Source organism: Cupriavidus taiwanensis LMG 19424, from assembly GCF_000069785.1.
GTDB lineage: Bacteria > Pseudomonadota > Gammaproteobacteria > Burkholderiales > Burkholderiaceae > Cupriavidus > Cupriavidus taiwanensis.
The window spans coordinates 2,964,677-2,986,877 of sequence record NC_010528.1 but is presented as its reverse complement, the minus strand read 5'-3'; the positions used below and the strand labels follow the sequence as shown (position 1 = coordinate 2,986,877).

Annotated in this window: 17 protein-coding genes; 11 read left to right on the top strand and 6 right to left on the bottom strand. The window is 69.4% G+C overall.

Translation table 11 applies throughout. From position 1 onward, the window contains the following. Nucleotides 1–289: 289 nt before the first annotated feature. From RALTA_RS13715 to RALTA_RS13700, 4 genes are all read left to right on the top strand, one after another. Entirely contained in the window at nt 290–2,689 is a 2,400-nt protein-coding gene (locus tag RALTA_RS13715; RefSeq protein ID WP_012354035.1) for a hypothetical protein, read from the top strand. Nucleotides 2,690–2,937: 248 nt separating this feature from the next. Further along, complete coding sequence (locus RALTA_RS13710) at nt 2,938–4,143, top strand: efflux RND transporter periplasmic adaptor subunit (RefSeq protein WP_012354034.1); 1,206 nt, start codon at nt 2,938–2,940, stop codon at nt 4,141–4,143. Next, complete coding sequence (locus RALTA_RS13705; protein ID WP_012354033.1) at nt 4,140–7,328, top strand: efflux RND transporter permease subunit; 3,189 nt, start codon at nt 4,140–4,142, stop codon at nt 7,326–7,328. The genes RALTA_RS13710 and RALTA_RS13705 overlap by 4 nt, the downstream gene beginning before the upstream one ends. Continuing rightward, nucleotides 7,325–8,773, top strand: a complete 1,449-nt coding sequence (locus tag RALTA_RS13700) for an efflux transporter outer membrane subunit (RefSeq protein ID WP_012354032.1) — start codon at nt 7,325–7,327, stop codon at nt 8,771–8,773. The genes RALTA_RS13705 and RALTA_RS13700 overlap by 4 nt, the downstream gene beginning before the upstream one ends. A gap of 122 nt (nt 8,774–8,895) precedes the next feature. Here the strand turns inward: RALTA_RS13700 and RALTA_RS13695 are convergent, their stop codons facing one another. The 3 genes from RALTA_RS13695 to RALTA_RS13685 all read right to left on the bottom strand — a co-directional run bounded on the left by RALTA_RS13695 (nt 8,896) and on the right by RALTA_RS13685 (nt 11,809). Next, nucleotides 8,896–10,254 (bottom strand): MATE family efflux transporter, encoded by a 1,359-nt coding sequence (locus RALTA_RS13695; RefSeq protein WP_012354031.1) that lies wholly within the window; start codon nt 10,252–10,254, stop codon nt 8,896–8,898. Continuing rightward, a complete protein-coding gene (locus RALTA_RS13690; protein WP_012354030.1) occupies nt 10,247–10,762 on the bottom strand; it encodes a winged helix-turn-helix transcriptional regulator in 516 nt (171 codons plus the stop codon). Before RALTA_RS13690 ends, RALTA_RS13695 begins: the two co-directional genes overlap by 8 nt. Before the next feature lie 132 nt (nt 10,763–10,894). Further along, nucleotides 10,895–11,809, bottom strand: a complete 915-nt coding sequence (locus tag RALTA_RS13685; protein ID WP_012354029.1) for a LysR family transcriptional regulator — start codon at nt 11,807–11,809, stop codon at nt 10,895–10,897. Nucleotides 11,810–11,815: 6 nt separating this feature from the next. Between RALTA_RS13685 and RALTA_RS13680 the strand changes: the two genes are divergently transcribed. From RALTA_RS13680 to RALTA_RS13665, 4 genes are all read left to right on the top strand, one after another. Next, nucleotides 11,816–13,429, top strand: coding sequence for an acyl-CoA synthetase (locus tag RALTA_RS13680; protein ID WP_407637494.1), 1,614 nt, complete (start codon nt 11,816–11,818; stop codon nt 13,427–13,429). Nucleotides 13,430–13,481: 52 nt separating this feature from the next. Further along, on the top strand, nt 13,482–14,498 hold the full coding sequence (locus RALTA_RS13675) for a Bug family tripartite tricarboxylate transporter substrate binding protein (RefSeq protein ID WP_012354027.1): 1,017 nt from the start codon (nt 13,482–13,484) through the stop codon (nt 14,496–14,498). Between the two features lie 108 nt (nt 14,499–14,606). Continuing rightward, nucleotides 14,607–16,097, top strand: a complete 1,491-nt coding sequence (locus RALTA_RS13670; RefSeq protein ID WP_081479479.1) for a chloride channel protein — start codon at nt 14,607–14,609, stop codon at nt 16,095–16,097. A 171-nt stretch (nt 16,098–16,268) separates the two neighbouring features. Beyond that, nucleotides 16,269–17,000, top strand: a complete 732-nt coding sequence (locus tag RALTA_RS13665) for a hypothetical protein (protein ID WP_012354025.1) — start codon at nt 16,269–16,271, stop codon at nt 16,998–17,000. 43 nt (nt 17,001–17,043) lie between these two features. Here the strand turns inward: RALTA_RS13665 and dapB are convergent, their stop codons facing one another. Continuing rightward, a complete protein-coding gene (dapB, locus tag RALTA_RS13660; RefSeq protein ID WP_012354024.1) occupies nt 17,044–17,853 on the bottom strand; it encodes a 4-hydroxy-tetrahydrodipicolinate reductase in 810 nt (269 codons plus the stop codon). 45 nt (nt 17,854–17,898) lie between these two features. Next, nucleotides 17,899–18,348, bottom strand: a complete 450-nt coding sequence (locus RALTA_RS13655; protein ID WP_010809873.1) for an Lrp/AsnC family transcriptional regulator — start codon at nt 18,346–18,348, stop codon at nt 17,899–17,901. A gap of 127 nt (nt 18,349–18,475) precedes the next feature. On the opposite strand from RALTA_RS13655, the gene RALTA_RS13650 reads away from it, so the two are divergent. The 3 genes from RALTA_RS13650 (at nt 18,476) to RALTA_RS13640 (ending at nt 21,515) form a co-directional block, all read left to right on the top strand. Beyond that, on the top strand, nt 18,476–19,657 hold the full coding sequence (locus RALTA_RS13650; protein WP_012354023.1) for a saccharopine dehydrogenase C-terminal domain-containing protein: 1,182 nt from the start codon (nt 18,476–18,478) through the stop codon (nt 19,655–19,657). Further along, the gene (gene amaB, locus RALTA_RS13645; RefSeq protein ID WP_012354022.1) at nt 19,654–21,171 is read left to right on the top strand and encodes an L-piperidine-6-carboxylate dehydrogenase; all 1,518 of its coding nucleotides are present in this window, start codon (nt 19,654–19,656) and stop codon (nt 21,169–21,171) included. Before RALTA_RS13650 ends, amaB begins: the two co-directional genes overlap by 4 nt. Nucleotides 21,172–21,314: 143 nt before the next feature. Beyond that, nucleotides 21,315–21,515 carry a hypothetical protein gene (locus RALTA_RS13640; RefSeq protein ID WP_025585764.1) on the top strand — a complete coding sequence of 67 codons (201 nt, stop codon included), beginning with the start codon at nt 21,315–21,317 and terminating at the stop codon, nt 21,513–21,515. Nucleotides 21,516–21,569: 54 nt separating this feature from the next. Here the strand turns inward: RALTA_RS13640 and RALTA_RS13635 are convergent, their stop codons facing one another. Continuing rightward, entirely contained in the window at nt 21,570–22,193 is a 624-nt protein-coding gene (locus RALTA_RS13635) for a UbiX family flavin prenyltransferase (RefSeq protein ID WP_012354020.1), read from the bottom strand. Nucleotides 22,194–22,201: the final 8 nt, after the last annotated feature.

The following is a 22,201-nucleotide window of genomic DNA, read 5'->3' as shown; positions in this document are numbered from 1 at the left end:
GCGGCAGGGGCATGCCATGCAGGATGCATACCCGCCAGGCCGTCCGCCCGCCGCGGCTGCACCGCGTCAGGTGCGGGCATGGCTAGCCGATGCCAGACGCCTACAGCAACCGTTGCGGTTTGGGGCCGGGCGGCCGATCTGTTTTTTTTCTGACGGATCCTGAATGTTTTCAATTCGGATTGTTCGTGCTGACGGGCTAATTTAGATTCGCGCAATGGGCCGCCTGTTGTGCAGCATCCTGCCCGCGCGTACCGGTGGCCGGCAGGCGGCGCCCCTCCCGGAGAAGCCCATGTCGTTTTGGATGAAGCAGACCAGCGCGCTGATCGTGGCGGCCTGGCTGACGCTGGCCCCGCTTGCCGCGCAGGCCGCCACGCCGCCCAGGCCGGCGGCGGCCGCTGCCCCCCTGACCTGGCCGCGCAGCTTTGATGCGGCCACCGACCATGTCGAGCTGTACCAGCCCCAGATCGAGGCCTGGGAGGGCAACCGCCTGTCGGGCCGCGCCGCGGTGGCGGTGGGCGAGAAGGCGGGCTCGCCCACTTACGGCGTGGTCCATTTCTCGGCCACCGGCGATATCGACAAGCCCTCCGGTCTGGTGCAGCTGACCCGGATCACCATTGACAGCGTCGAGGTTCCGACCCGGCCCGACGATGCCGACCGCGTGCGCCAGGCGCTTGTATCGCGCCTGCCTTCCAACGGGCTGACGGTGCCGCTGGACCAGCTGCAGGCCAGCTATGCCGTGTCGCAGCAGCTGTCGAAAGCCGGGCGCGTGGCGGTGCGCAATGACGCGCCGCAGATCCTGTTCGCCACCACGCCGACGCTGCTGGTGCTGGTCGACGGCGAACCGGCCTGGCGCACCGTGCCCGGCACGCCATACGAGCGCGCGCTGAACAGCCGGGCGCTGTTGCTGCGCGCGCCCGGCGGCGAACTGTTCCTGAAGGCGGCGGGCTACTGGTATCACTCCGAATCCGCCGGCGGGGCCTGGGAGGTGCTGGCGACGGTGCCCAAGGCGCTGGAGAGCGCGGCCGGCAAGGCGGCGGCCGGCATGAAAGCCGATGCGATGCTGCCCGCCGACGGCAAGCGGCCGGCCAGGCCCCCGGCCATCCTGTTCGCCACGCGGCCGACCGAGCTGGTCGTGACCAGCGGCGCGCCGCAGATGGCGCCGGTCAGCGGCGTCAGCCTGCTGACCATGGCCAACGCCGACCACGCTGTCTTTGTCGATCCGGCCGCCAACCAGTATTACGTGCTGGTCTCGGGGCGCTGGTTCCGTGCGCCGATGCTGACCGGCCCGTGGCAGTACGTGCCCGGCAGCCGGCTGCCGGCGGACTTTGCCCGTATCCCGCCTACCGATCCCAAGGCCAATGTGCTGGTCTCCGTGCCCGGCACGCCGCAGGCGCGCGAGGCCGAGATCGCCGCCACCATCCCGCAGACCGCCACGGTGTCGCGCAGCAAGGCCAGCCTGACAGTGGCGTATGACGGCGCGCCGCGTTTCGTGCCGATTACCGGCACCTCGCTCAGCTATGCGGTCAACACCGGCACGCCGGTGATCGAGGTCGACGGCAGCCGCTACTACGCGGTGGCCAACGGTGTCTGGTTCACCGCCCCGGCGCCGACCGGCCCGTGGCAGGTAGCCACCGAGGTGCCTTCGGCGATCTACACCATCCCGCCCACTTCGCCGGTGTACTACGTCACCTATGTGCGCATCTATTCGGTCACGCCCGAGACGGTGGTGGTCGGCTACACCCCCGGCTACATGGGCGTGGTGGTCAGCGCCGACGGTACGGTCGTGTACGGCACCGGCTATGTCTATCCACCCTACGTGGGCGCGGTCTACTACGGATACCCCGTCACCTACGGCTATGGCGCGGGCTTCGGCATCGGCATGGCAGAGGGCTTTGCCTTCGGCTTCGCCGCGGGCGCGTTCTGGGGCGCGGCCTCCCCGTACTGGGGGCCGTACTGGTGGGGCGGCCCGTACAACTGGAACTACGTCAACGTGAACCAGGCCAATTTCTACGGCCGCTGGGGCCAGGGCACGGTCACCCACGCGCAGGGCTGGAACGCCTGGACCGGCACGGAGTGGCGCGGCACCGCCGGCGCGGGCTACAACGCCGCCACCGGCGCGCGCTACCAGGGCAGCCGCGGAGCGGCGTTCAATCCGTATTCCGGCAACTATGCGGCGGGCCGCCAGGGGTCGTTCGCCAACCCGTCGACCGGGCGCGAAGGCGCCGCGCGCGGCGGCGTGGCCGGCAACACCTACACCGGCGACTACGCGGCGGGACGCCAGGTGGCGGGCTACGACGCCCAGACCGGGCGTGTGGGTGCAGCCGAGGCCGGCATCGCCGGCAACACCCAGACTGGCCAGCATGCGGCGGGCAGCCGCGGCTTCGTGGCCAACCCGGACAAGAACAACGCCGTGGTGTGGAACAACGGCAACGTGTATGCCGGCCATGACGGTTCCGTGTACCAGCACACCGACAACGGCTGGCAGAAGCACACCCCCGGCGGCTGGGAGCCGGTGCAGGCCGGCAACGATGTCACCGGCCGGCTGGACCAGCAGCGCCAGGCGCGCGAGCTGGGTCAGCAGCGCTTCAGCGGTGCCGCGCAGCAGTGGCAAGGGCGCGGCGGCATGGGGGGCGGATTTGGCGGCCGGGGTTTGCGTGGCGGTGGCTTTCACGGCGGGTTCCGGCGCTGATCGCCGCGGCGGCAATCGCTGTGCGGACACTGCGCCGCGAACGCAGAACAATGGGGTGGCGCGCGCGCGTGGCGCGACTCGAAAGGACTTAATACGTGCGCAAGAAAGATTGAATTGGCGCTGACTGGGCCCGGCCTTACTCTGCCGGAGTACAGGGGGGGAAAGGTTCACCCGGTGGCCGGTCAATTGCAGCGCCGGCCGCCCAGGCCGCGCTACGGCAACGCAACACATTACTGGTGGGGGGTCCTGTGAAAAGCGTGTTCAACTGGCGCGGCGCGCTATGGCTGCTTCCTGTTCTGGCACTGGCCGGCTGCGGCAAGGAGAAAGCCGCGCCGGCCGCGCCGCCCGTGGCCGAGGTCGGCGTCATGACGGTGGCGCTGCGCGATGTGCCGATCGTCTTCGACTTTGTCGGACAGACGCAGAGCTCGCAGCAGGTCGAAATCCGCGCGCGGGTGAATGGCTTCCTGGACAAGCGCGTCTATACCGAAGGCGCACTGGTCAAGGCCGGCGAGACCCTGTTCCTGATGGATCGCAAGCCGTTCGAGGCGGCCCTTCAGGCCGCCGAGGCAGAGCTGGCGCAGCAGCAGGCGCGTCTGGTCACGGCCCAGGCCGACCTCAAGCGCGTGCGCCCGCTGGCCGAGCGCAACGCCCTGAGCCAGCGCGACCTCGACGACGCCACCGGCAAGGCCCAGGCCGCTGCCGCCGCCGTGGAAGGGGCACGCGCCAACGTGATCAGTGCCAGGCTCAACCTCGGCTATACGACGATCAAGTCGCCGGTGGCGGGGCTGTCCAGCTTTGCCAAGCGGCAGGCCGGCTCTTATATCGACACCACCAACAGCCTGCTTACCTATGTGGCCAAGCTGGATCCGATGTGGGTCAATTTCAGCCTGTCCGAGAACGAAGTCCTGAAGATGCGCACCGAGCGCGAATCGGGCGCCATCAAGTTCCCCGAGCAGGATGCGTTCGATGTCGTGGTCGTGCTGGCGGACGGCAAGTCATTCCCTAACCACGGCCGCATCGCTTTTGCCGACGCGTCGTTCAGCTCGGATACCGGCACCTACCTGGTCCGCGCCGAGGTCTCCAACCCGGAAGGCGTCCTGCGGCCCGGGCAGTTCGTGCGCGTGAAGGTGCATGGCGCGATGCGCGCCAAGGCCATCGCCGTGCCGCAGGAAGCGATCGTGCAGACCCAGCGCGGCCAGGCGGTATGGGTGGTCGGTCCTGACAACAAGGCGCAGCAGCGGGTGGTCGACGTGGGCGAGTGGACCGGCGACAACTGGGTGGTGCGATCCGGGCTGAAGCCGGGCGAACGGGTTGCCGTGAGCGGCACGCTGCGGCTGGCACCCGGGGCGCCTGTCAAGGCGGTGCAGGCCGGGCCAGGCGCCGTGCCCGCCGCGGCCAGCGGCGTGGCGGCCGCGCCGGCACCCGCCGCCGCCACGGCGGGAGGCAAGCCATGAAGCTTGCCCACTTCTTTATTGACCGGCCGATCTTTGCGTCGGTCGTCTCCATTGTCATCACCGTGGGCGGGCTGGTGGCGCTGACCAAGCTGCCGATCGCCCAGTTCCCGGACATCACGCCGCCGTCGATCACGGTCACCACCAGGTACCCGGGCGCCAGCGCGGAAGTGGTCGCGCAGAACGTCGCCGCGCCGATCGAGCAGCAGGTCAATGGCGCCGACCGGATGATGTACATGAACTCGACCAGTTCATCGACGGGTGACCTGACGCTGACCACGTACTTCGAGATCGGCACCGATCCGGAACTGGCTCAGGTCGACGTGCAGAACCGCGTCAACCTGGCGCTGCCGACGCTGCCGGAAGCCGTGACCTCGCAGGGCGTATCGGTACAGAAGCGTTCGTCGGCGTTCATGATGGTCATCGCCATCTATTCGCCGGACGCCAGCTACGACCAGACCTTTGTCGGCAACTACGCCAACATCTACGTGCTGGATGCGCTCAAGCGCATTCCGGGCGCCAACCAGTCCTCCATCTTCGGCAGTCCGGACTACGCCATGCGCATCTGGCTGAAGCCGGACCGCATGGCATCGCTGGGCATCACCACCGAGGACGTGAAGAACGCGGTGGCCAACCAGAATCAGCAGTTCTCCGCCGGTCGCATCGGCCAGTCACCCACCGACGGCGCCGTCCAGCTGACCTTTCCGATCGCCACCAAAGGCCGCATGACGGAGCCGGCCGAGTTCGACAACATGATCCTGCGCGCGCAGTCCGGCGACGTCGCGCTGGTGCGCCTGAAGGACATCGGGCACGCCGAACTTGGCTCCAAGGATTACTCGCTGCGCAGCCGCTACAAGGGCAAGACGGCCACGCTGATGGCGGTCTACCAGCAGCCCGGCGCCAATGCGCTGGACGTTTCCAAACAGGTGCGCGCCACGCTGGCGGAGCTGAAGAAGAGTTTCCCGCCGGGGCTGGAATACGAAATCGCACTGGACACCACCACCTTTGTGCAGGAATCGATCGACGAGGTGGTGCATACGCTGCGCGACGCCGTGATCCTGGTGATCCTGGTCGTGTACCTGTTCCTGCAGAGTTTTCGCGCCACCCTGGTGCCGATCCTTGCCGTGCCGGTGTCGATCATCGGCGCCTTTGTCGGCATGAGCGCATTCGGCTTCTCGGTGAACATGCTGACCTTGTTCGGCATGGTGTTAGCGATCGGCATCGTCGTGGACGATGCCATCGTGGTGATCGAGAACGTCGAGCGCAACATGGTCGAGTTCAAGCTGCCACCCAAGGAGGCTGCCAAGAAGGCCATGGACGAAGTCAGCGGTCCGGTGGTCGCCATCGTGCTGGTGCTGCTGGCAGTGTTCATTCCGGTGGCATTCCTGTCAGGCATTACTGGCCAGCTCTACAAGCAGTTTGCCATCACCATCGCGGTGTCGGTGGTGCTGTCGGGCGTGGTTGCGCTGACGCTGTCGCCGGCGCTGGCGGCCATTCTGCTCAAGCCCGGCGAACACAAGAAGAACCGCTTCTTCACCTGGTTCAACGATTCGTTTGACAGGCTGGTGGCCGGCTATGACCGGTCGCTGCAGGTGGTCATCAAGCGTACCGCGATGTCGATTGCGATCATCCTCGCGATGATCGCCGTCAGCGTGCTGATGTTCATGCGCATTCCGGGGTCGTTCCTGCCGGTGGAGGACCAGGGCTACCTGTTCGGGGCCGTGGTGATGCCGGATGCCGCCAGCCTTGACCGCACCGGCAACCTGTCGTCGCGCGCGGAAGCATGGCTGTCGAAGCAGCCCGGTGTGTCCTCGGTGGCAACGGTGGACGGCTACAGCCTGATCGATTCCCAGAACAAGGCCAATGCGGGCACGCTCTTCGTCACGCTCAAGGGCTTCGACGAGCGCGGCGAGGGCGAGAGCGCCGAGGACCTGATCCTCAAGGCCAAGAAGGAGTTCTCCACCTACCAGGACGGCGCGGTCATCCCCATCAACCCGCCCTCGATCCCCGGCCTGGGCACCACGGGCGGCTTCGAGTTCTGGCTGCAGAGCACGGCGGACGGCACTTACCTGCAGCTCGAGGAGAAGGTGCACCAGTTCATCGCCAGGGCGCGCCAGCGGCCGGAACTGACGGGCGTCAACTCCACCATCAATTCGCGCTCGCGCCAGTTCATGGTCGAGGTGGACCGGGAGCGCTCCGAAACGCAGGGCGTGCCGGTCGAGGCGGTCTACTCCGCGCTGCAGACCATGTTCGGTTCGCTTTACGTAAGCCAGTTCCCGAAGAACAGCCGGCTGTTCCAGGTGATCCTGCAGGCCGAGCCGAAGTACCGCTCGCGTCCCGAGGACCTGGACAACGTCTATGTGCGCAACCAGAAGGGCGAGATGGTGCCGATCAAGGCGGTGACCACCACCAAGTACGTCCCTGGCGCCGACATCGTCACGCGCTTCAACAACTTCCCCGCGGCCAAGATCATGGGCGACGCCGCGCCGGGATACAGCTCGGGGCAGGCCATCGCGGCCATGGAGGAAACCGCGCAGGAGGTGCTCGGCGTCGGCTACGCCTATGCCTGGAGCGGGCAGGCCTATGAAGAAAAGACCGCAGGATCCACGGCGGTCTATGTCTTCGCCTTCGCCTTGCTGATGGTGTTCCTGATCCTGGCGGCGCAGTACGAGAAATGGTCGTTGCCGATCGGCGTGCTGCTGGCCGTGCCGTTCGCGCTGTTTGGCGCCTTGCTGGCCATCCTGATGCGCGGCATGCTCAACGATGTCTATTTCCAGATCGGCCTGACCGTGCTGATCGCGCTGGCGGCCAAGAACGCTATCCTGATCTTCGAGTTCGCCGTGGAAATGCGGCAGAAGGAGGGCCTCAGCGCCTATGACGCGGCCATTCACGCCGCCAAGCTGCGCCTGCGGCCGATCATCATGACCTCGCTGGCGTTCATCCTGGGCTGCGTGCCGCTTGCCATCGCCAGCGGCGCCTCGGCGGCGAGCCGGCAATCGCTGGGCACGGGCGTGATCGGCGGCATGCTCGGGGCCACGGTGATTGCGCTGTTCTTTATCCCGATGTTCTTCTGGGGACTGGAGGTGCTGGCCGAGCGCAAGCCCAGGGAAAAGGCGGCGGGCGGTGCGGCGCCGACCTCGGGCGACGGCCCGCCCCAGGCCAGGCCATCGGCCGGAGAACCATCATGAGCGCGCGTGCGTGGATGCTGGGAGCCTGCGCGGCGGCCGCGCTGGGCGGATGCGCCATCGGCCCGGATTACCAGCGGCCGGCGACGCCGGACGTGGCCCAGTACCGCATCGACACCGGCCCGCTGGCAATTGCCGCCGACAGCGACTGGTGGAACCAGTTCAACGATCCGGTGCTCACCGCGCTGGTGGACGAGGCCCTTGCCAACAACTTTGACGTGCGCATTGCGGCGGCGCGCATCGACGAATTCCGCGGCCAGCTGATGGTGGCGCGCTCGGGGTTCTTTCCGCAGCTGAACCTGTCGGCGTCAGCCGCGCGCCAGCGCCTCGGCACGTTCAACGGCACCCCCTTCGCCGGGCTCGACGGCCCGCGCAACACCTACCAGCTGCTGGCCAACGCGAGCTGGGAACTGGACCTGTGGGGCCGCATCCGCCGCCAGGCCGAGGCGGCCGAGGCCAGCCTGTGGAACGCGGAATACGCCCGCCGCGGCGTGGTGCTGTCGCTGGCGGCGTCGGTGGTCCAGGGCTATGCGACGTTGCGGGGGCTCGATGCGCAACTCGACGTCGCAAAGCAGACACTGGCTTCGCGCGGCGACGGGCTGGACATTTTCAGGCAGCGGTACGAGGGCGGCGTCATTTCCCAGATGGAGCTGGCGCAGGCCGAGAACGATTTCTACGTGGCCGAGGCCAGCATCCCGCCGCTGCGCACCGCCATTGCGCAGACCGAGAACGCGCTGTCCGTGCTGATGGGGCGCGAGCCCGGGCCGATCGAGCGCGGCAAGGCGGTGACAGCCTTGCAGGCGCCTTCCATCGGCGCGGACATGCCCGCCACGTTGCTGTCGCGGCGTCCGGACGTGCTGCAGGCCGAGCAGTCGGCCATCGCGGCCAACGCGCAGCTTGGCGCGGCGCAGGCACTGTACCTGCCGGCGGTCAACCTGAGCGGCTTGTTCGGCGCCATCGCCAGCTCGCCGGGAGCGCTGTGGCACAGCGCTTCGCAGGTGTGGGGATTCGGCGCCGGCCTGACCCAGCCGGTGTTCCAGGGCGGCGCCATCCGCGGGCAGGTGCAGACCGCCTCGGCGCAGCGCGACCAGGCCATGCTGGCCTACCAGCGCACGGTGCTGGAGGCACTGGCCGACGTCAACACCGCGCTGGCCAACGGCACCGAGACGCGCACCCGCCTTGGCAGCCTGCGCGAGCAGGAAAAGAGCCTGACGATCTATGCGGACCAGGCCTTCGCACGCTATGAGGGCGGCTATTCGAGCTACCTTGAAGTGACCAATGCCCGCGAGAAGCTGTTCAACGCACAACTGGCGGTGATCCAGGGCCAGGTGGACACGCTGACCAGCACCGCCGCGCTGTACAAGTCGCTGGGCGGCGGCTGGCCGTCGGTGCCGCAAGCGGTGCGCGAGGCGGGCATGCAGGGGGATGCGAAGGTGCTGGCGAGGTAGGCGAGCCGGCGCTTTTCAGGCGATGGCTGCCACGGCGGGCAGCTTCGGCGATTGCCCTTGTGTACGCTCCCTCGCCCGCACGGGAGCGCGAGCAAACCGGCGATGTTGGCCCGGTCACGGCTTCATCGGGCCGACCATTCCCCCTGCCTGACCCCCAGCGCCGTCACCACGCCATAGGCCGTGATCCCCAGCGCCACGCCCAGGAAATGCCCGTCCAGGCCCATGCCGAACACATTGGCCAGCAGCCAGCCGCCGCCCGCGGCCAGCGCGATCCGGCACAGCCCGGCCGCCACCGGCCAGCGCATGCGGCCCGCGCCCATCGAAGCGAAGTACAGCGCCATGCCGAGCCCGAAGCCGCCGAATGCCGGTCCCACCCACGACAGTGCGCGCGCGGCAATGGCGATCACTTCGGGGTCATTGGTGAACAGGCCGGCAAAGCGCACCGGCGCCAGGCCCACGGCGGCGCCGGCGGTGCCGGCGATGGCCAGGGCCAGCAAGGCGCCCACCCAGGCGGTGCGCCGCGCCGTATGCCAGTCGCCGGCACCCACGGCGCGGCCGACCAGCGCCGTCAGCGCCGAGCCCACGCCGAAGGCCAACGGGATCATCAGGAATTCCAGCCGCGCCGAGATGCCGTAGGCCGCCACCGCCGCGGTACCATGGTGGCGCAGCTGCGCGGTGACCAGGATGGTGGTCAGGTTGGCGACCGAGGCCAGCGCGCACGCCACCAGGCCCACCGACAGGATGCGCGCGAACAGCGGCCTCGACAGCCGCACCCGCAGCACCGGCACGAAGCCCGCGCCGCCGCGCGCCACCACGATCGCCATGGCCAGCGCCGCCGCCCACGATACCGCCGCCAGCGCCGCGCCGATGCCGGCCAGGCCCATGCCCGCGGGCTCGGCCAGCAGCCACGACAAAAGCGGGAAGGCGATCCACATCAGCGCCAGCACGCGCGCCGCCAGGGCATGGCGGCCGCCGCCGCGCAGCACCGACGCCAGCGTGTTGGCCAGCCAGGCCGGGACGGCGCCCGCGCCGAACAGCCAGATGGCATAGGTGGCGCCCGCTTCGGCGGCGGTGGCGCCGGCCACCGTGCCCAGCACCGCGTGCGGGAATCCTGCCAGCACCACGGCAAACGCCAGGCCCGCGATCACGGCGATCCACAGCGCGTGCATCACCAGCGCCGAGGCATCGTCACGCTTGTTGGCGCCCAGTGCGCGCGCGATGGCCGCGACCACGCCGCCGCCCATGGCCCCGGTCGACATCTGCTGCAACAGCAGCGCAAACGGCAGCACCACGGCCCAGCCGGCCAGCGCCGCCGTGCCCTGGCGCGCGGCCAGCCAGGTTTCGATCAGCTGGGCCACCGCCTGCAGCAGTGCAATCAGCGCGGTGGGGCCGGCCAGCTTGCCGATGCGGCGGGCGATCTCGGTGGCCGGCACCGCGTCGGCGGGCAGGGTGCAGGCGGGCAATGCGCGCGTGTCAGTCATGGCCGTGCTCCGGCCCGGCCGCTGCGGCCTCGGTGTCGCCGAAGCGCCTGCGCAGGAAGCGGCCGGCACCCGGACCCGGCAATACGCGCACGTCGTCCAGCGTGATGGCACTGCCGTCGGCGCGGGTCAATGCCGGCTCGGCGATCTCGGTGCCCGTGCGGCGGTCCTGCAGCAGCGTCAGCGGTCCCTTGTCGTCGGTCATCCAGCGGTCGGCCCACGCCTTGAGCGCCACGTAGGCCGGGAAGAAGTCGCGGCCCTTTTCGGTCAGCTGGTAGATATGGCGCGCGCCGCCCTCGGGCATCACGCGCGCCAGCAGTCCGTGCGTCACCAGCGTCTTCAGGCGCGCGCTGAGGATGTTGGGGGCGATGCCCAGGTTGCGTTCGAACTCGTCGAAGCGCGTGCTGCCGTAGAAGGCCTCGCGCAGCACGAGGATGGCCCAGCGTTCGCCCAGCACGGCCATCGAGCGGGCCACCGGGCAGGGCATCGCGGTGAAATCGGTAGGGGGCATGGGTCTCCGCCGTTGAGTGCTGCTTGCTTTCGATTTGCAAGCTGGCTGTAGCATAGCTTGCAAATCGCAAGTTTGCAGGCGGGCCGATGCCATGACCCGCGAAAGCGTGCGTTCACCGGCCAGCGGTGCCGGCTACTTCACCGCGTCCCGGAATACCTCGAGCTTGCCCAGTTCCTCGCGCAGGAAGCCGATCAGCGCGCGCGTGGCCATCGACGGATGCAGGTTGGGCGTGGTGATGATGAACAGCTTGTTGCCCAGCCCCTCCGGGCGCCAGTCCGGCAACACCGGCACCAGATGGCCGGCGCGCACCTCTTCCCAGCCGATATAGACCGGCAGCATGCCGATGCCGTGGCCTTCGCGCACGGCTCGCGCCAGGAACAGGAAGTGCTCGGACTGCAGCGTGGGCGTCAGCGCCACGTCCACGCGCTGGCCGTCGCGGTACAGCGACAGCGGGAACTGCCGCGGGGGGAAGGGCGGACACAGGAAGCTGCAGCCTTCGAGATCCGGCGGCACCTGCACGGGCGCAATGCGCGCGAGGTATTGCGGCGCTGCATACAGTTGCCAGCGGATGTCGCAAATTTCGCGCGCCACGTGGTCCAGCGGCGGCGCCGAGGTGACCTTCAGCGCCACGTCGATCTCGGCGGCGATCAGGTCGTTGACGCGATTGGCAAAGAACACGCGCAGCGTGATGCCGGGATGCTTCTGCGCGAACTGCAGCAGCAGCGGCGCGATATAGGCGTCACCCAGCCCGGTGGGCACGCTGACGCGCACATGGCCGCGCAGGGTTCGCCCCAGGCTGTCGATCTCCGCCTGCGCCGAGGCCACTTCCTGCAGGATGCGCACGCCGTGCTGGTACAGCGCGTGGCCGGGTTCGGTCAGCTCGAGCCGGCGCGTGGTCCGGCGCAGCAACTGCGCGCCCGCCTGGTGCTCCAGCTCGCGCAGCTGGCGACTGACCTGCGAACGCGTGACGCCGCGCCGGCGCCCGGCTTCGGCAAGGTTGCCCGCATCGACGATGTCGACGAAGGCCTGGATCAGGTTCAGGTCCATCGGGAATTGCCTGCAGCATTGTCACGTCTGGCGCAACATTGTGATTCCACTGGGCCGGATTGTCGATATGCGGCGACGCCGATACAGTGGTCGGCTGACGAAACCCACAGGCAAGGAGACAAGCGGATGGCCACGGATCTCTGGTATGAAGACATGCACCGCAGCGGTGACGACTTGCTGGCGCGCGGCGCCCGCCTGGCCGGCGGCCTGCGCGCGCTGGGCGTGCAGGAGGGCGACGTGATCGCGGTCCTGCTGCGCAACGACCCGGTGTATGCCGACGTGGTCCATGCCTGCCGCATCGCCGGCTGCTACTACTGCCCCATCAACTGGCACTTCACCGCCGAGGAAGTCCGCTTCCTGCTGACCGACAGCGGCGCCAGGGTGCTGCTGGTGCAGGACGACCTGCTGCCCGCGGTGCGCGACGCGGTCCCGGCCGGCATGCCGGTGCTGTCGGTGGGCGGTCCCGCGGCAGGTGCTACCGAATACGAAGCCTGGCTCGCGCAGCAGCCCGCCTACGACGGCCCGCGCGTGGCGCCGCGCGGCCATATGGCGTACACCTCCGGCACCACCGGCCGGCCCAAGGGCGTGCTGCGCCAGGCGCTGCCGCTGGAAGGGCTCGAGGAACAGCTTGCGCGCATGCGTTCGGTGGTGCGGCAGACCTACGGACTGGAGCCGGGCTGCCGCGCGCTGATGTCGGCGCCGCTGTACCACAGCGCGCCGGGCTCGTTTATCCAGAACGCGCTGCAGATGGCCGAGCGCCTGGTGCTGACGCCGCGCTTCGACGCCGAACAGGTGCTGGCGCTGGTGGAAAAGCACCGCATCGACGTGCTCTACCTGGTGCCCATCATGTACGTGCGCCTGCTCAAGCTGCCGCCCGAGGTGCGCGCCAGGTACGACCTGTCTTCGATCCGCTTCGTCGCCTCGACCGGGTCGCCGTGCGCACCCGAGGTCAAGCGCGCGATGCTGGAGTGGCTGGGCCCGGTGATCCATGAAACCTATGCCTCCAGCGAAGCCGGCATGATCACCGTGGCCACCCCGGCCGACGCAGCCGCGCGTCCGGGCACCGCCGGCAGGCCGGTCGACGACGCGCAACTGCGCATCCTCGACGAGCACGGCCGCCAGTGCGCGCCCGGCGAGATCGGCCTGGTCTACGTGCGCCAGCCCGCTTACCCGGACTTCACCTACCGCAACAATGAGGCCGCGCGCGCCGCCATCGATCGCGACGGTCTGGTGACGCTGGGCGACATGGGCTATGTCGATGCCGACGGCTACCTGTTCATCTGCGACCGCGCCTCGGACATGGTGATTTCCGGCGGCGTCAACATCTACCCGGCGGAGATCGAGCATGAGCTGGTGCGCTACCCCGGCGTGGCCGACTGCGTGGTGTTCGGCATTCCCGACGCCGAGTACGGCGAGCGCCTGCTGGCGATGGTTCAACCGATGCCGGGCGCGGAGATCCGCGAGGCCGAGGTCATCGACTGGCTGCGCCAGCGGCTGTCCGGCTTCAAGGTGCCGCGCAGCATCGTGGTCGAGGCGCAACTGCCGCGCGACGAAACCGGCAAGCTCGCCAAGCGCCGGCTGCGCGACCGATACTGGGAAGGCCGCCAGCGCCGCGTCTGAGCGCACCGGTGGGACTGCGAAGCACAAGCCGATCACGACAGGAGGAGACGCGATGCAGAACGAACCGACCAAAGCAACCGCAGCCAACAAAAGGCGCGCCTGGCTCGCCGCATTGGCGGCCGGCGCGGGCTGCGCGCTCGCCATCTGGGGCGGGACCGTGCAGGCCGCTTATCCGGACCACCCGCTCAAGCTGGTGGTGCCGTACACGCCGGGCGGCTCGACCGACCAGTTCGGCCGCGCGCTGGCCGACGGCATGTCGCGCCAGCTCGGCCAGACCGTGGTGGTGGAAAACCGCCCCGGTGCCGCCACCATGATCGGCACCACCAGCGTGGCGCGCGCGCCGGCCGACGGCTACACCATGGTGCTGGCGACCAACGGCAGCATGGTGCTCAACCCGATGCTGTACAAGAAGATCCAGTACGATCCGCCCAAGGATTTCCGCATCTTCAGCATCGGCGCCGAGGCCCCGCTGGTGGTGGTCACCAACACCCGCGTGCCGGCCAACAATATCCGCGAGTTCGCGGCCTACGCCAAGGCCGAGGGCGGCAAGCTGAACTATGCCTCGGTGGGCCTGGGCAATGCGCTGCAGCTGGCCACCGAGATGCTCAAGACCGAACTGGGCATCGGCGTCACGCACGTGCCCTACAACGGCAGCGCCCCCGCGCTGGCGGCGCTGCTGGCCAACGACGTGCAGCTGATGGTCGATGTGGTCAGCACCTCGCTGCCGCATATCAAGGCGGGCAAGCTCAAGGCGCTGGCGGTCACCGGGCGCAGCCGGCTGGATGTGCTGCCGAACGTGCCGACGGTGGCCGAGAGCGGCTATCCCAACTTCCAGGCCGCCACCTGGTTCGGCCTGGCCGTACCCGCGCAGACGCCGCCCGAAGCCGTGGCCAGGCTTCAGGCCGCCGCCGACCATGTGCTGAAGGACCCGCAGTTCCGTGCCACGTTCAGCGCCCTGGGGCTGCTGGTGCAGCCGCCGCGCACGCAGGCCGAGATCGACCGCTATATCGAGGCCGACCGGGCGCACTGGGGCAAGGTGATCAAGGCGAACAACATCTCGCTGGACTGACGCGCGGGTTGGGGGGGCGGGGACCAGGTGGCGATGGGCGTATAGTTGCAGGTCATCAAGGCGGCGGGGCGCGTTCCCCGCCGGATGCCTGTGCACGCCCCAAGCCACATGCCCGATCGCGACCCCAACGATCCCAAGCCTTCCGCATCTTCGTCCGACGCTCCGGGTGCCAGCCCGGACCTCCAGGCGCAGCCCGACGCCGGCACGCCGCCCCCCGATCCCCGCCTGCTGAACCAGTTCAGCCGCCGCGCGCGCGTGGCGGCGTGGCGCAAGTCGCGCCAGGCCGGGCGCATCTCGCGCACCACGCTGCGCTATGCCGTGTTCATGTTCGGCGCGGGCTGCGTCGGGCTGTTCTCGCTGGTGTTCGCTTGGATCGCCGAGGTCGCGCTGCACTGGAACCGCCAGTTGACTCAAGCCACGCCGTGGCTGGCGTTCGTGATGCTGCCGTTCGGGCTGGCCGCGCTGCGCTGGCTCACCATCCGGCTGGCGCCGCAGGCGCGCGGCAGCGGCATCCCGCAGGTGATCGCGGCAGTCACGTTGCCGCCGTCGGGCCCGGCGCAGACGCTGCTGGTGTCGTTGCGCCAGTCGATGTGGAAGGTGGTGCTGACCGCCGCGGCGCTGCTGGCCGGCGCCTCGGTCGGGCGCGAGGGCCCGTCGGTGCAGGTGGGCGCGGCGGCGATGCTGGCCTGGGGCCGCTGGTGCCAGGAAAAACTGCGCTTTCGCATCGGCTTCCATCCCAATGCGCTGATCGCCGCCGGCGCGGCCGGCGGGCTGGCGGCGGCGTTCAACACGCCGCTGGCCGGCGTGGTGTTCGCCATCGAGGAGCTGGGCCGGGGCACCGCGGTGCGGTGGGACCGCCTGGTGCTGTCGGGGGTGCTGACCGCCGGTTTCCTGTCGCTGGCGGTGCTGGGCAACAACCCGTATTTCGTGGTCAAGGTGCCGATGCTGGGTTTGCATGAAGCCTGGGGGCCGGTGCTGCTGTGCGCGCTGGTCACCGGCGTGCTCGGCGGCGTGTTTGCCAAGGCGCTCAAGGGCGGCGTGCCGGCGCTGCTGCCCGCGGCGTGGCGCGACTGGCCGGGGCGGCACCCAATATGGGTAGCGTTCGGCTGCGGGCTGGTGGTGGCGATGCTCGGCTGGGCCACCGCGGGTGCGACCTTCGGCACCGGCTATGAGCAGGCCGCCGCGCTGATCAACGGCGAATCGCATGCGACGCTGTGGTTCGGGCTGGCCAAGCTGGCGGCGACGGTGGTGTCGTACTTTGCCGGCATCCCCGGCGGGATCTTCACGCCCGCGCTGGCGATCGGCGCGGGCATCGGCGAGAACGTCGCGCATTTCGTCAGCGGCATGGCCGAGCCGCGCGTGCTGGCGCTCGTATCGATGGCGGCGTTCCTGGCCGCGGCGACGCAGGCGCCGATCACCGCCAGCGTGATCGTGATGGAAATGACGCGCACGCAGGACCTGACGGTATTCCTGCTGGCGGCGTCGCTGCTGGCGTCGTTCATTTCGCGGCAGTTCTCGCCGCACCCGTTCTACCACCAGGTTGGCCACACCTTCCGGCGCGAGGCGCTCGCGCTGGCGCGCAAGGCGCCGGCAGGGTGACTGCCGGCGCGGCGCGCAAGTGCCGGCGGCGTCGGCGCCATCGGGTAAGCTAGCGCACGCCCCTTGTCATGCGCGTGCCGGAAGTGAACCGTTCGCCACGGTCTCGCGCCGCGAGAGGAACAACCCGGCAGGGGCGGGCTCCAACCCGGAGCCTTTCACCAGGAGTCCGTTTTGAAATTCCCCGTTGCCGGGCTGGCGCTTGCCGGCCTGCTTGGCGCCGCCGGCGCCAATGCTGCTACACCCGCCGTCCCTGCCGCCACCCCCGCCTCCGCACCGGCCGCCAAGCCCTCGGCCCAGGCCGAAAACAGCGCGCTGTCGCCGCTGCTGGCCATGCTGGAAATCGGCAACCCGCTGCCGGCGCTGCCCGACTGCGCCGACAAGCGCTCGCCCGACGGCCGCGATGTCACCGGCTATTGCGTCGAACTGAAGGGCGATGGGCTGATGCGCCAGGTTGGCGTGCCGCGCGCGCAGCGCCCGGCGTTCATGGATGGCTCATACGTGGTGGCCTTTGTCGACCGCAATGCGCTGGTCGGGCTGATGGTGCCGACCGCCGGCGCCAATTCGCAGCAGGCCGCGGCCGACAGCATCAGCGCGCTGTATGGCAAGCCGTTCCGCCAGGAGCAGGAGGACATGCGCGACAAGGCCGGCAAGACCGTCAAGACGCTGCATGCCGGCTGGATGCACAAGCCGCTGACAGTGGAGTTGTACGCGATGCCGGAAGACCCCAACACCGGCACCATCGAGATGCTGCTGCCGCAGGCGCGCGCGCTGATGGCGGACAAGGACGCCGAGGTCGACAAGCAGCTCAATCCGGCCTCGGCGCCTGCGGCCAAGGGCAAGACCGCCGCCGCCAAGCCCGCGCCGAAGGCCGCGCCCAAGCCGGAAAAGCCGGGCAGCTGGTAATGGCCCGGGGCAGGCGGATCGCCGCCTGCCCGCGCCGGCCGCCTCACAGTCCTTCCATCACCTTGTCCAGTCCCCGCACCACGCCGCGCACGGTGTGGACCTTGCGGATCGCCAGCAGCGCGCCGGCAACATAGGGCTTGGAGCCGTCGCCGGCCTCGTGCTTGAGGTGCAGGCGCTGGCCGTCGGCGCCGAAGATGACTTCCACGCCGAGCTGGTAGCCCGGCAGCCGCACCGCATGCACCTGCGTGCCCGACAGGGTGGCGCCGCGGGTCTCCTTCGGGCCGTTGACCTGGTCCACCGGCACCGCCTGCGCGGCGGCCTTGACCTGGCCAAGCCGGTACGCCAGTTCGCGCACCGTGCCGGAAGGCACGTCGATCTTGCCGGCCTTGGCGTAGTCGATGATCTCCCAGTGTTCCAGGTGGCGCGCCGCCATCTCGGCAAACTTCTGCAGCAGCACCACCGTGATGGCGAAATTGCCGCACGCCAGCACGCCGCGCTCGGCCTGGCGCGCGGCCGCGTCGATCTCGGCATAGTCGTCGTCGGTCAGCCCGGAGGTGCCCACCACCACGTGCGCGCCGTGCGCCAGCGCCTGCATGATGTTGTGCTTGGCGATGCCGGGCTTGGTGTATTCGACATAGACGTCGTAGGGCGTGTCGCCCAGCGCTTCGATGCTGGCGGCGGCCACGCCGGGGGTGCCGGCATGGCCGGTCAACTGCGCCAGGGTCTGGCCGGCGGCGCCGCGCGACAGGCCGGCCACCAGGGTCATGCCGGCTGCATGGGCCACGCCGCGCGCCAGTTCGCCGCCGGCCCAGCCAGTCACGCCGCCCACGGCGACACGGATCGGGTTGTTCATGTTCTGTTTCTCCGCAAAGGCTGATGGGTCTGGCAGCATACCGCGTCAGCCGGCGGCGCGCCGGCGGTCCAGCTTGCGCGCCAGCACGATCGAGGTGGTGGTGTGGTTGACGCCGTCGAGCATGCCGATCTCGTCGAGCAGCCGGTCGAGCCGGTCATGTGTGTCGCAGCGGATCGCCACCAGGTAGTCGACCGGGCCGCTGACGGAATTGACCTCTTCGATCTCGGGCAGCCGCTGCAGCGCGCGCAGGATCGCGGGCGCCGCCTTGGGCTGCACCGACAGGCCGCAATACGCCAGGATGGCGTTGTCTTCCATGCGCTGGCCCAGCCGCACGCCGTAGCCGGCGATCACGCCGCTGCGCTCCAGCCGCGCGATGCGCGCCACCACGGTCGTGCGCGCGATACCCAGGTGCCGGGCCAGGTTCGCGGCGCTCTCGCGGGCGTTGGCCTGCAGCAGCGAAAGCAGATGGCGGTCGGTGGTGTCGAGTTCGGTCATTGCGTCACGATACCTTGTCGTTTCGTTCGATTATGGCGGTTTTTCGTCGTTCTTGCGCCTTCATTGTGGCGGCCCGGCTATCCATACTCCAGACAACGGAATCCTTCATTTTGTGGACGGAGACACCATGCAAGCTTCGAACCTCGGCCGGCAGGCCCCGCGCGACCTGCCCAAGGCGGCCCGCCCGCTGCACGTGACGGTGCTCGGCGCCGGCAAGATCGGCCGCACCATTGCGGCCATGCTGCACGACAGCGGCGACTACCGCGTCAGCGTGGTCGACCATGACGGGCGCCGCCTCGATGGCCTGCCGCGCGGTGTGCTGGCGCGCGCCGGCGATCCCACCGAGCCTGGCACCTGTGCCGCGCTGCTGGCCGGCGCCGATGCCGTGCTCAACGCGCTGCCGTTCCACGCCGCGACCAGCGTGGCCTCGGTGGCGGCGCGCCTGGGCGTGCATTACTTCGACCTGACCGAGGACGTCGCCGCCACCCAGGCGATCCGCCAGCTGGCGCAGGGCGCGCGCTCGGTGCTGATGCCGCAATGCGGACTGGCGCCGGGCTTTATCGGCGTGGTCGGCCACGACCTCGCGCAGCGCTTCCTGCGCGGCGGCGGCGAGCTGCTGGACCTGCAGATGCGGGTGGGGGCGCTGCCGCGCTACCCCAGCAACGCGCTCAAGTACAACCTGACCTGGAGCACCGAGGGGCTGATCAACGAGTACTGCAACCCATGCGAGGCCATCGTCGACGGTCGGCGCGTGGAACTGACGGCGCTGGAGGGGCTGGAGAGCTTCGCGCTGGACGGCATCGAGTACGAGGCCTTTAATACATCGGGCGGGCTGGGCACGCTGCCCGAGACGCTGGCCGGGCGCGCGCGCCACGTCGACTACAAGTCGATCCGCTATCCCGGCCACTGTGCGCTGATGAAGCTGCTGCTCAACGACCTGCGACTGCGCGAACGCCGCGACTGGCTGCGCGATATCTTTGACCGCGCCATCCCGGTGACCGAGCAGGACGTGGTGATCGTGTTCGCCACCGCCACCGGCTATCCGGCCGGCGGCGAACGCGGGCGCGGTCCGCTGACGCAGGCTTCGTTCTCGGCGCGCATCGGCGGGGTGGACGGCGCGGCCGGGCATGTCAATGCGATCCAGCTGACCACCGCCGCGGGCATCTGCACCGCGCTGGACATGGTGGCCACCGGCGCGCTGCCGCAGGCGGGCTTCGTGCGGCAGGAGTCGATGCCGCTGGATGCCTTCCTGGCCAACCGCTTCGGCCGCCATTACACGCAGCATCCGCTCCAGGAGAGCCTCGTATGAAAGCGCAAGAATTTGCTGCCTGCTGGGATTCGCTGGGTCTGCCGCGGCCATGGCAGGAGGGGACGCCGGCCGGCGCCGTGACGGTGCGCTCGCCGATCGACGGCGAGGCCATCGGCCACCTGCCGGCCTGCACGCCGGCGCAGGCCGACGCGCTGATCGCGCGCGCGCACGCGGCCCAGGCCACCTGGGCGCTGATGCCGGCGCCGGCGCGCGGCGAGATCGTGCGGCGCTTTGGCGAGGTGCTGCGTGAACACAAGACGGCGCTCGGCCGGCTGGTGTCGCTCGAATCCGGCAAGATCCTGCAGGAAGGGCTGGGCGAGGTCCAGGAGATGATCGACATCTGCGACTTCGCGGTCGGACTCTCGCGCCAGCTGCACGGGCTGACCATCGCCTCCGAGCGCCCGCAGCACGCCATGCGCGAGACCTGGCACCCGTACGGGCTGTGCGGCGTGATTTCGGCGTTCAACTTCCCGGTGGCGGTGTGGGCGTGGAATGCGGCGCTGGCGCTGGTGTGCGGCAACGGCGTGATCTGGAAACCTTCGGAAAAGGTGTCGCTGTGCGCGCTGGCCGCGCACGGCCTGCTGGAACGCGTGCTGGCCGCCGCGGCGCCGCAGCACAACGGCATCTCGGCGATATTGCCGGGCGGGCGCACGCTCGGCACCCACCTCGTGGCGCACCCCGCGGTGCGGCTGGTCAGCGCCACCGGCTCGACCCGCATGGGCCGCGAGGTCGGCATCGCCTGCGCCGGGCACTTCAAGCGCTGCATCCTGGAACTGGGCGGCAACAATGCCGCCATCGTCGCGCCCTCGGCCGATATCGAGCTGGCGGTGCGGGCCATCACCTTCGCCGCGGCCGGCACCGCGGGGCAGCGCTGCACCACGCTGCGCCGCTGCTTTATCCATGCCGACCTGATGGACACCATGGCGAGCCGGCTGATCACCGTGTTCGACCGGCTGCCCGTCGGCGATCCGCTGGAAGACGGCACCCTGGTCGGCCCGTTGATCGACAGCGCCGCCGGCGACGCCATGGCCAACGCGCTGGCGGCGTGCCGGGCGCAGGGCAATATCGTCACCGGCGGCGAGCGCCTGCTGGCCGACCGCTATCCGCATGCGCACTACGTGCGGCCCGCGCTGGTGATGACCGACGCGCAGCACGACACCATGCTGACCGAGACCTTCGCGCCGATCCTGTACCTGATGCCGTACACCTCGCTGGACGAGGCCATCGCGCTGAACAATGCCGCCGCCCACGGGCTGTCGTCGTGCATCTTCACCGAATCGATACGCGAGGCCGAGCGCTTCCTGTCGTCGGCGGGCAGCGATTGCGGCATCGCCAACGTCAATATCGGCACCAGCGGCGCGGAAATCGGCGGCGCCTTCGGCGGCGAGAAAGCGACCGGCGGCGGCCGCGAATCAGGCTCCGATGCGTGGAAGGGCTATATGCGCCGCGCCACCAACACCATCAACTACGGCGATTCGCTGCCGCTGGCACAGGGCATCCGCTTCGAAATCTAGACGGCATCCAGGGGTGGCGACATGACAAGTAGGGAACGGTAACAAGCGTTACACGGCTTTGACGCCGTATTACGCGTTCCACCCGTATAACGTCAGCAAGGCACGCACATGCCCGTTGCGACCCCAAGGATGAAATGATGAGAATGCTGACGATTGGACTGGCTGCCGGTGCGGCATCGGTGACCCTGCTGGGCGGCTGCGCCGTCTATCCCACGCCCGCCGGCCCGGCGGTCGGTCCGGCGCCGGTGTACGTGGCGCCCGCGCCGGTGGTCGTGGCGCCCCGTCCTTACTACTACGGCGGCTACGGCTATGGCTACTATGGCCGCGGCTATCGCCGCTGGTAATCGTCGGCGGTGATCGTTCGCGGCAATCGTTCGCGGCAATCGGGGCGGCCGGACTCAGTTGCCGGCCGCGTCGCCGGCGCGGGCGTTGAGCCCGCCCCAACTCGGCGCGAGGGTCTGGCCGATCTGCGGCAGGTCCACCAGGTCCAGCACGCGCCCGACCGTATGGTCGACCAGTTCGGCAATGCTCTGCGGCTTCTGGTAGAAGCCCGGCACCGGCGGGAACACGATCCCGCCCATCTCCGTGACCGCCGTCATGTTGCGCAGGTGAGCCAGGTTCAGCGGCGTCTCGCGCACCATCAGCACCAGCTTGCGGCGCTCTTTCAGCGTGACGTCGGCGGCGCGCGTGATCAGGTTGTCGGAGAAACCATGCGCGATCGCCGCCAGCGTGCGCATGGAGCAGGGCGCCACCACCATGGCCTGCGCGCGGAACGAGCCGCTGGCGATGGTGGCGCCGATGTCGCGCACGTTGTGCACGACGCTGGCCAGCGCTTCCACCTCGGCCCGGCCGATGTCCAGCTCATGCTGCAGGTTCATCACGCCGGCCGGCGAAATCAGCAGATGGGTCTCCACCGCGGGCGCCGCGCGCAGCACCTGCAGCAGGCGCACGCCGTAGATGGCGCCGGTGGCGCCGGTGATGGCGACGATCAGCCGTTGCGGTGTGCCGCCAGCCCCGGACATGGCCTGGT

What these genes read in the sequence shown, in the direction of transcription:
- RALTA_RS13715 (WP_012354035.1), top strand. Translation starts at nt 290, where the DNA reads ATGTCGTTTTGGATGAAGCAGACCAGCGCGCTGATCGTGGCGGCCTGG.
- RALTA_RS13705 (WP_012354033.1), top strand. Translation starts at nt 4,140, where the DNA reads ATGAAGCTTGCCCACTTCTTTATTGACCGGCCGATCTTTGCGTCGGTC.
- RALTA_RS13700 (WP_012354032.1), top strand. Translation starts at nt 7,325, where the DNA reads ATGAGCGCGCGTGCGTGGATGCTGGGAGCCTGCGCGGCGGCCGCGCTG.
- RALTA_RS13695 (WP_012354031.1), bottom strand. Translation starts at nt 10,254, where the DNA reads ATGACTGACACGCGCGCATTGCCCGCCTGCACCCTGCCCGCCGACGCG.
- RALTA_RS13690 (WP_012354030.1), bottom strand. Translation starts at nt 10,762, where the DNA reads ATGCCCCCTACCGATTTCACCGCGATGCCCTGCCCGGTGGCCCGCTCG.
- RALTA_RS13685 (WP_012354029.1), bottom strand. Translation starts at nt 11,809, where the DNA reads ATGGACCTGAACCTGATCCAGGCCTTCGTCGACATCGTCGATGCGGGC.
- RALTA_RS13675 (WP_012354027.1), top strand. Translation starts at nt 13,482, where the DNA reads ATGCAGAACGAACCGACCAAAGCAACCGCAGCCAACAAAAGGCGCGCC.
- RALTA_RS13670 (WP_081479479.1), top strand. Translation starts at nt 14,607, where the DNA reads ATGCCCGATCGCGACCCCAACGATCCCAAGCCTTCCGCATCTTCGTCC.
- dapB (WP_012354024.1), bottom strand. Translation starts at nt 17,853, where the DNA reads ATGAACAACCCGATCCGTGTCGCCGTGGGCGGCGTGACTGGCTGGGCC.
- RALTA_RS13655 (WP_010809873.1), bottom strand. Translation starts at nt 18,348, where the DNA reads ATGACCGAACTCGACACCACCGACCGCCATCTGCTTTCGCTGCTGCAG.
- RALTA_RS13650 (WP_012354023.1), top strand. Translation starts at nt 18,476, where the DNA reads ATGCAAGCTTCGAACCTCGGCCGGCAGGCCCCGCGCGACCTGCCCAAG.
- amaB (WP_012354022.1), top strand. Translation starts at nt 19,654, where the DNA reads ATGAAAGCGCAAGAATTTGCTGCCTGCTGGGATTCGCTGGGTCTGCCG.
- RALTA_RS13640 (WP_025585764.1), top strand. Translation starts at nt 21,315, where the DNA reads ATGCTGACGATTGGACTGGCTGCCGGTGCGGCATCGGTGACCCTGCTG.
- RALTA_RS13635 (WP_012354020.1), bottom strand. Translation starts at nt 22,193, where the DNA reads ATGTCCGGGGCTGGCGGCACACCGCAACGGCTGATCGTCGCCATCACC.